General features: G+C 58.9%; 8 protein-coding genes. All 8 read left to right on the top strand.

Annotated elements, in window-relative coordinates; genetic code table 11:
* Positions 1-99 precede the first annotated feature (99 nt).
* The 8 genes from tapM to PG892_RS02755 all read left to right on the top strand — a co-directional run bounded on the left by tapM (position 100) and on the right by PG892_RS02755 (position 8403).
* On the top strand, positions 100-1125 hold the full coding sequence (gene tapM / locus PG892_RS02790; RefSeq protein ID WP_010673819.1) for a PilM family type IVa pilus assembly protein TapM: 1026 nt from the start codon (positions 100-102) through the stop codon (positions 1123-1125).
* Positions 1113-1682 (top strand): PilN family type IV pilus biogenesis protein TapN, encoded by a 570-nt coding sequence (tapN, locus tag PG892_RS02785; protein ID WP_010673820.1) that lies wholly within the window; start codon positions 1113-1115, stop codon positions 1680-1682. The genes tapM and tapN overlap by 13 nt, the downstream gene beginning before the upstream one ends.
* Positions 1679-2275, top strand: a complete 597-nt coding sequence (tapO, locus tag PG892_RS02780; RefSeq protein WP_010673821.1) for a PilO family type IV pilus biogenesis protein TapO — start codon at positions 1679-1681, stop codon at positions 2273-2275. Before tapN ends, tapO begins: the two co-directional genes overlap by 4 nt.
* 2 nt (positions 2276-2277) lie before the next feature.
* Positions 2278-2805, top strand: a complete 528-nt coding sequence (locus PG892_RS02775) for a pilus assembly protein PilP (protein ID WP_029314119.1) — start codon at positions 2278-2280, stop codon at positions 2803-2805.
* A 16-nt stretch (positions 2806-2821) separates the two neighbouring features.
* Positions 2822-5047 (top strand): type IV pilus secretin PilQ, encoded by a 2226-nt coding sequence (locus tag PG892_RS02770; protein ID WP_029314121.1) that lies wholly within the window; start codon positions 2822-2824, stop codon positions 5045-5047.
* Between the two features lie 191 nt (positions 5048-5238).
* Positions 5239-5757, top strand: coding sequence for a shikimate kinase AroK (gene aroK, locus PG892_RS02765; protein WP_010673824.1), 519 nt, complete (start codon positions 5239-5241; stop codon positions 5755-5757).
* A 17-nt stretch (positions 5758-5774) separates the two neighbouring features.
* Positions 5775-6857, top strand: coding sequence for a 3-dehydroquinate synthase (gene aroB, locus PG892_RS02760; protein ID WP_010673825.1), 1083 nt, complete (start codon positions 5775-5777; stop codon positions 6855-6857).
* Positions 6847-8403 (top strand): SPOR domain-containing protein, encoded by a 1557-nt coding sequence (locus tag PG892_RS02755; RefSeq protein WP_041201489.1) that lies wholly within the window; start codon positions 6847-6849, stop codon positions 8401-8403. Before aroB ends, PG892_RS02755 begins: the two co-directional genes overlap by 11 nt.
* Positions 8404-8433 lie beyond the last annotated feature (30 nt).

Raw genomic sequence — 8433 nt, 5'->3', positions numbered from 1 at the left:
GCATATGGATTTAGGGACTCAGAATACTTTTTTCTGAAAATCAAGGCGGCCTTCCCCGGAAAGCCGCGATGAACCTTAAGTAAGGGATCCCTCGTCTCCTTGGCGGGCATTGATTTTGGCAGTCAAACCATCAAGGCCGTCACCATCAGCGGACGTCCCGGCAAGGTGCACCTCGGTTCGGTTGCCGAGATCCCCATGCCAAGGGGGACGCTGGTCGACTATCAACTTCAGGACATTGAACGGGTCAGTCAGTCCCTCAAGTCGCTCAAGCGGCTCGTGCAAGGGGATTGCCAGAACGTGGCCACGGCCGTGACCGGTTCCAATGTCATCACCAAGATCATTCAGGTCGATACCAACATCAACGAGAGCGAGCTGGAGAACCAGGTTCACCTGGAGGCAGAGCAGCTCATCCCCTTTCCCCTCGATGAAGTGAGCCTGGATTTTGAAATCCTCGGCATGGCGGGCGACAACGGGCGTCAGGAGGTCCTGCTCAGTGCCGCGCGGACCGAGAGCGTCAGTGGCCGGGTCAGTGCCCTGACGGAGGCAGGCATGACGACCATGGTGGTGGATGTGGGGGCCCATGCGCTCGGACGCGCCGTGCTGGCTTGCCTGCCCGACCTGCAAACCTCGGAGAAACCGGTTGGCATCGTCGACATCGGTGCCAGCGCCCTGACTTTCGCCGCCCTGCTACGGGGCCAGATCATCTATTCCCGGTTGCAGAATTTTGGTGGTGATCAATACAGCCAGGCATTGGCCTCTTTTTACAGCATGAGTATGGAAGAAGCGGAACTGGCCAAGCTCCAGGGCTCCTTGCCTGCGGATCATGAGGTGGATGTCCTGTTGCCTCACCTCAGCACTCTGGTGTTGCAGATACGGCGCAACGTGCAGCTGTTTTGCAGCTCCTCGGGGAACAAGGAGCTCTCCAGGCTGGTGCTGACCGGAGGGGGGAGCCTGCTGCCGGGGCTGGCCGGACAAATCGGCAGCGAGCTCAACTGCGAGGTGCTGCATCCTGATCCCTTTGCACTCTTTGGCAAGCCGCAGGGAGAGGGGGGGCTGACTCATGGGGCCAAGTACATGACGGCGCTCGGGCTGGCACTGAGGAGCTTCACACCATGTCAAATATAAACCTTCTGCCCTGGCGGCAGGCTCGGGCGCAGCGTCAGAAGAAACAATTCGGCATCCTGTTCGGTCTGTTCCTGGCGGGGACGGCAGCCATCGCCTTTGCCGCAGACTGGCTGGTGCAGCAGCAGATCGGTTACCAGCAGCAGCGCAATCAGCGGTTGCAGCAGGAGATGGCAACCCTGGACACCCAGCTTGGGGAGATCAGGCTTCTCAAGGAGCGGCGCAAGGAGTTGATTGACCGCATGCAACTCATCGAGCAGTTGCAGATGCGCCGCAACATCCCTGTGCGTCTGTTCAATCAGCTACCGGTGCTGGTCCCCAATGGGGTGTATCTTGATAGCCTTGCTCTGCAAAACAACAAGATAGACGTGAAGGGAAAGACCGAAGCCTATGGCAGGGTAGCCAGCATGATGCGCCGAATCGACGGTTCCGGCTGGCTGACACAATCCCAGCTCAGCACCATTTTCACGGCCGAGGTGGCCCCCATCGCCCTGAGCCAGTTCTCCATGATGTTCCAGATTGCCACGGCGCTACCCAACGCGGCTAAGGGGCAAAAATGAACCTGCAACAACTTAACGACCTGGATCTCAATGACATTGCCCGCTGGCCGCCGATCGCCAAGGGCATCTTTGTCTTCTTCTGCTGTGCTCTGCTTGGCGGGGCACTCTATTACTACGTGATTGCCAATTCCCTGGCCGCTCTGGGTCGTGAAGCTGCAAAAGAGAGCGAGCTCAAGGGACAATTCGAGAGCAAGGCCATGCTGGCCGCGAACCTGGAAGCATACAGAAAGCAGATGGTCCAGCTGGAACATCTGGTCGACACTCAGCTCAAACAGCTGCCCAACACCCACGAAGTCGCCGGTTTGCTGGATGACATCAGCTTCATTGCCACCGACAACGGTTTGACATTGAACAGGATCAACTGGGAGCCAGAGGTGAAACACGAGTTCTCCACCGAGCTGCCCATGCGCATCGAGGTCGTGGGCACTTATCACGAACTTGGCAAGTTCACGGCGGACATGGCTGCTTTGCCGCGCATCGTGATCCTGGATTCTTTCCAGCTCAGCCAGGGGAAGGGGGGTGAGCTGATCGGTATGTCCATGCAGGCCAAGACCTACAAGTACAACGGCAAAACCGTGGAGAAAAAGCCATGAGCATGAGAGCGGGCGTACTTCTCTTGTCGGCGCTGCTGTTGACGGCCTGTGGGGGACAGGAGGACATGGATGAGTATGTCAAACAGACCAAGGCCAGAAAGCCGGTACCGATCGAATCTTTGCCGGAGATAAAGCCCTTCTCGCCCATGGTCTATCAACGCAGCGATCAGCGTAGTCCGTTCATTGCACCCCAGCCGGAAACCAGTTCCAGGCTGGATGCCAAGGCCAAGCCGGACTGTGCCCAGATAGTGGCCAATCGGGAAAAGGAGGTGCTGGAACGCTACTCGCTTGCCAGCCTGAGCATGAAAGGCTCCATCGGCAAGCAGGGGCAGTTGTGGGCATTGATCAAAACCCCGGACGGGCAAGCCGTGCGCGTCGGGCTCAACCAGCACATGGGGCTGGATCAGGGCAGGGTCATCAAGATAACGAACACGCATGTTGACTTGATGGAGACGGTACCGGATGGCAAAGGATGCTGGGTCACCCGAGAAACCCAGCTGGCCATGGCCAATCTCGACGCAAAACTATGATCAGGGATGAGCAGAGATGAGAACAACAATAAGAAGGATGATCGGTGTGGCGCTGCTGTGGCTGGGCGGATGCACTCAGGTGTGGGCAGTACCCGCGTTGCAGGAGGTCAAGGTGAATCCCCTGCTGGCCGATCAACTCCTGCTGGAGCTCAGCTTCAGCGAACCGGTCAGCGGTTTTACGGACAGGTTGACCTATGAACCCAATCAGCTTCTGCTGCACGTACCCGGGGCCATCGGTGCCCTGACGGTCAATCCCCTGCCCATCAAGCAGCAAGGGGTGAACAATCTCCTGGTGGAGGGGAAGGGGCAGGGGCTCGACATCAAGATCGCCCTCGATCAGCTCACCCCCTATCAGGTCCATCAGCAGGGCAATAAATTGCTGGTGGCGCTGGGAGATAAGGCCGGGCAGCCGGTCGCCTCTTCGGCGGCGCCTGTTGCAGCCGGTCAGTCTGCGCTCGTCAGAAGCCAGCCAGTGACCCAGTCTGCGCTGATTGACACCCAGCGGGTTGCCCAGAACCAGTCCCAGTATCAGGCTCAGCCTGCCGTGGCTGCCACGCCTACCGTGGCTCCTTCGCCCGTTGCCCTCGGCAAGCCGGTGTTGTCCGTGTCTCAGGCAAACATGGGTGGCGCCTACTTCAACTCGGTCAAGGGCGTGGATTTTCGTCGTGGCAAGGAGGGGCAGGGGGAGTTCCTTGTGACGCTGGACAACAGTTCGGCGGCGGTGGATGTCAGCAGCCGTGGTCAGAAAGTGCTGGCCAAGTTCCATGGTACCCGGGTGACTGATGATCAGCTCAACCTCATCAATGTGCAGGACTTTGCTACCCCGGTCTCCCAAGTGGAGGTGTTCCGCCAGGGCAATGACACCCTGTTCGAGCTCTCGGTGAACGGCCAGTTTGACTACCGTTACGATCAGGCCGACAAGATGTTCATCATCGAGGTGAAAAAACGGGTGGCCACCACGGCGGCGAAGCAGTACCAAGGAAAACCCATCTCATTGAACTTCCAGGATATTCCTGTTCGTACCGTGTTGCAGATCATCGCCGATTTCAACAATCTGAACCTGGTGACCACGGACTCGGTCTCCGGCAACATCACGCTGCGTCTCGATGGCGTGCCCTGGGAGCAGGCGCTGGACATCATCCTCAAGGTCAGAGGGCTGGACAAACGGCTGGACAACAACATCCTGCTGGTGGCGCCGGCGGACGAGATTGCCGCTCGCGAGAAACAGCAGATGGAGAGCCGCAACCAGGTGGCGGATCTTGCTCCCCTCTACACCGAGTATCTGCAGATCAACTATGCCAAGGCATCGGAAGTGGCGGCCCTGCTCTCCTCCGAGAGTACCAAGCTGCTCTCCCCCAGAGGCGCGGTCAGCGTGGATGAACGTACCAACGTGCTGGTGGTCAAGGACACGGCGGATGTCATCAGCAACGTCAAGCGGATGCTGGATATCCTCGATATCCCGGTCAAGCAGGTGGTGATCGAGGCGCGCATGGTGACCATTGATGATGGTTTCGATGAGGCTCTGGGGGTGCGCTGGGGGGTGACCAAGACAGACGGTCATGGCAACGGCACCTCGGGCACCATAGAGGGTAATGATGGCGCCGGAAACAATGATGGCAGTTCCACCATCACTCGCCCCAACGTAGAAGACAGACTCAACGTCAACCTGCCGGTGACCAACGCGGCCGGCACGCTGGCGTTCCAAGTTGCCCGTCTTGCCAATGGCACCCTTTTGGATCTTGAGCTCTCGGCTCTGGAAAAGGAGAGCAAGGCCGAGATCATCGCCAGTCCGCGTGTCACCACGGCCAACCAGAAGCCGGCCCTGATCGAGCAGGGGACCGAGATCCCCTATGTGGAGTCCTCTTCGAGCGGGGCGACCTCGGTCACCTTCAAGAAGGCAGTGCTGAGCCTCAAGGTCACACCGCAGATCACCCCGGACAACAGGGTGATCCTGGACTTGACCGTGACTCAGGATACCAAGGGTGAAACCGTGCCGACCGGGACCGGGGATGCGGTGTCCATCAACGCCCAGTCCATCACCACCCAGGTGTTGGTCAACAACGGTGAAACTCTGGTGCTTGGCGGCATCTATCAACAGACCATCAAGAGCGATGTCAGCAAGGTGCCGCTGCTGGGGGATATCCCCGGGTTGGGCTATCTGTTCAAGAAAACCACCAGTGAAAACAAGAAGCGTGAACTGCTGATCTTCGTGACCCCGAGGATAGTGACCGACGCCCTCTGAAAACTTTACTTGTGAGAGTAAAACACATATAACCTTACGCCCCGATGAGGCTGGGGCGTAAGGGCTGCGGTTGCCAGTCCTGGTTTCTACTGAGATAATCCCCCTCCTGATCCAACGCAAGATAAGGTTCATAGGTACCCCGGTCGAGTGTTTACCGGGGCCATACAGTTTGTAATTACTAACGAAAAGACATGGCTGAGAAACGCAATATTTTCCTGATAGGTCCCATGGGTGCGGGCAAGAGCACCATAGGTAGACATCTGGCAGAACAACTGCACATGGAGTTTTTCGACTCAGATCATGAGATTGAGCGCCGCAGTGGTGCCGATATCGGTTGGGTGTTCGATGTTGAAGGCGAAGAAGGCTTCCGGATCCGCGAAGAGAAGGTGATCGGTGAGCTCGCCGAACAGCAGGGTATCGTGCTGGCAACGGGTGGCGGTGCCATCAAGAGCCGTGAAACCCGCAACAAACTCTCCGCACGCGGCATCGTGGTCTATCTCGAAACCACTATTGAAAAGCAATTGGCGCGAACCCAGAGAGACAAGCGTCGTCCCTTGCTGCAAACCGAAGAGCCGCCCCGTGAAGTGCTTGAGCGTCTTGCGCAAGAGCGCAACGCCCTGTACGAAGAGGTTGCCGATTTTGTCATCCAGACGGATGACCAGAGTGCCAAAGTTGTCGCTAATCAAATCGTCAAGTTGATTGGTATGTAATTCATTAGAGGACGTCCATGGAAAGGTTGAAGGTCGAACTGGGTGAACGCAGCTACCCGATAGAGATAGCTGCCGGTCTGCTGCAACGCCCCGAGGTACTGGCGCAGACGATCAAGGGCAAGCGGGTCATGATAGTGACCAATACCGTGGTCGCGCCCTTGTATCTTGAACAGATCATTCAGTTGCTGTCCGGTTTTCAGGTGGAACACCTGATCCTGCCCGATGGCGAGGCCTACAAAACCCTGGCGACCTTCGAGCGGATCATGTCTGCTCTGCTGGAAACCAGCCATGGTCGTGATACTACTCTGATCGCTCTGGGGGGCGGTGTGATAGGCGATGTTGTCGGCTTTGCTGCGGCAAGCTACCAGCGAGGCATTCCGTTTATTCAGGTGCCTACCACGCTGCTCTCCCAGGTTGACTCTTCCGTTGGCGGCAAGACCGCCGTCAACCATCCCCTCGGCAAGAACATGGTGGGTGCCTTCTATCAGCCCAAGCATGTGATCATCGATACCGACTGCCTCAAGACCCTGCCTGCCCGGGAATTTGCCGCCGGCATGGCCGAGGTGATCAAATACGGCATCATCTGGGATGCCGCCTTCTTCTCCTGGCTTGAAACCAACATGACCCGCCTGCAGCGCCTCGACGGTGATGCACTCTCCTATGCCATTCGCCGCTGCTGCGAGATCAAGGCCGATGTGGTCGGTCAGGACGAGACCGAGCACGGCGTGCGCGCCTTGCTGAACCTGGGACATACCTTCGGCCATGCCATCGAGGCGGAGAAGGGTTACGGCAACTGGCTGCACGGTGAAGCCGTGGCGGCGGGAACCATGCTGGCGGCCGAGACGGCCCTGGCCCGTGGCGACATGACGGTGCAAGAGGTGGCACGAGTCCGCGATCTGCTGTTGGCCGCCGATTTGCCGGTCAAGGCACCGTCCGATATGGATTTTGCCGCCTTCATTCGCCATATGCGCCGTGACAAGAAGGTGCTGGAAGGCAAACTGAGGCTGGTGCTGCCGATCGGGATCGGACAGGCCCAGGTCGTGGCCGATGTGACAGACGAACAATTGATGGCGGTGATCGAGTCTGGTCGTGACCACTAATAAATTGCTCAAGCTGCCTTCTCAGCGGCAGTTGGTTGACCGGCTGCTGCACCTGATCGAGTTCAACCACCCCTTTGTTTTTCTCTCCGGCAAGCCAGGCAGTGGCCGTGGCACACTGTGCGAGTCGCTGCTTGCCCAACTGCCCGATGCGGTGCGGGTGGCCAGCCTCATCGGCAGCCCGTCCATGAAGATGGCGGATGTGCGTCAGTTGCTGCTGCAGCAGGTGGTGGCACGTCCCCTGTTCAACGCGCAGGATGCCCTGGCGGACAGCTTCTTTCGCATGGTGGGTGACAAGCCTGCCAGACTGCTGCTCATCATCGAACGTGCCGATACCTTGCCTGCCGAGCTGGTGGGGGAGTTGTGGGCGCTCTGTCGTCACAACGATACCCTGGCATCTCCTCATAAACTGGCCATCCTGCTCTCGGGTGATGACGCCTGGTGTCGCAACCAGAAGGCGCTCCTCAAGGGACGGGCCATGCCAGCCCTCGAGCTGGAGGTCGCGCCACTGAGCGCTCCTGAGCAACGTATCTTCTTGTATGAGAAGGCCAAAGAGCTCAAGATCCCGACTGCCCTCTTGCCCAAGCCGAAAGTGGAAGAGATCCTGAATGGGGCGGGCGGACATCCGTCAGCCATCATGCAGTTACTGGAGGATACCATGACCGACAGAAGGCCCAAGAAACGTCAGGCCGAGTTGCCCGTCAAGAAGATAGCGATCGTGCTTGCCCTGTTGGCGGGCGGGTTGCTGGCCCTGAGCTATCTGCCCCTGTTCGACAGTGCAGGCCAGGACCCCGCCCAGGCACCGTCCCAGGGGACGGCGTTGCCCGATCCCGTCTCAAGCGATCCTGTGAACGTCGGTGCGGCGAGCGGGGCTCTGAGTACTCAGACGAGCAGTGGCGCCGCTGCCATCCCGTCAGGGAATCAGGTTGCCCGCGATTGGCAGTCCGATGCCAAGCCCTTGCCCAAGAAGGTCGAGAGCGAGACGGTCACCACGGAGTCAACCAACTATGAGGGGCGCCGGGTCGTCATCTCCGACGAAGTGGTCGAGAAATTGATGAACCAGCCGAACGTCAGCGGCGCCTTGCCCACGGCCGTGGTGGATGAGCTGGTGGGGAGCGGTTCCCGTGCGGTCCCGACCGGAACGACGGCCCAGGTCAAGAATCCGGCCCCGAGCAGTGTCCCGGCCCGGACAGAGGCTCAACCGGCCAGTGGCGCGCAGACAGCGCCGGTCGCGGCCCCAGCGGCCAAGGTGGCGTTGACGCCGGTGGCGACTCTCAACAAGAAGCCGAAGAATCACTACAGCATCCAGTTGATGGGGGCGAGCAACACCAAGGCGGTAGACAGCTTTGTGGCCGAGCATGGCTTGGCGGGCAAGGTGTGGGTTTACAAGACCCGTTTCCGTGGCAGTCCCTGGTATGTAGTGGTGCAGGGAGACTACGCCAGCAGTGCCCAGGCCAAGGCGGCCATTCGCAAGCTGTCACCTGCCTTGCTCAAGGGACAACCCTGGCCCAAGTCATTCGCCCAGATACAAAAAGAATTGAAGCAATAGCCAGCCACCCGAAGAAGGGGGTAGAATCAC

Source organism: Aeromonas sp. QDB68 (genome assembly GCF_027707405.1).
Lineage (GTDB): Bacteria > Pseudomonadota > Gammaproteobacteria > Enterobacterales > Aeromonadaceae > Aeromonas > Aeromonas caviae.
This window is presented reverse-complemented; position numbering and strand designations above follow the sequence as displayed.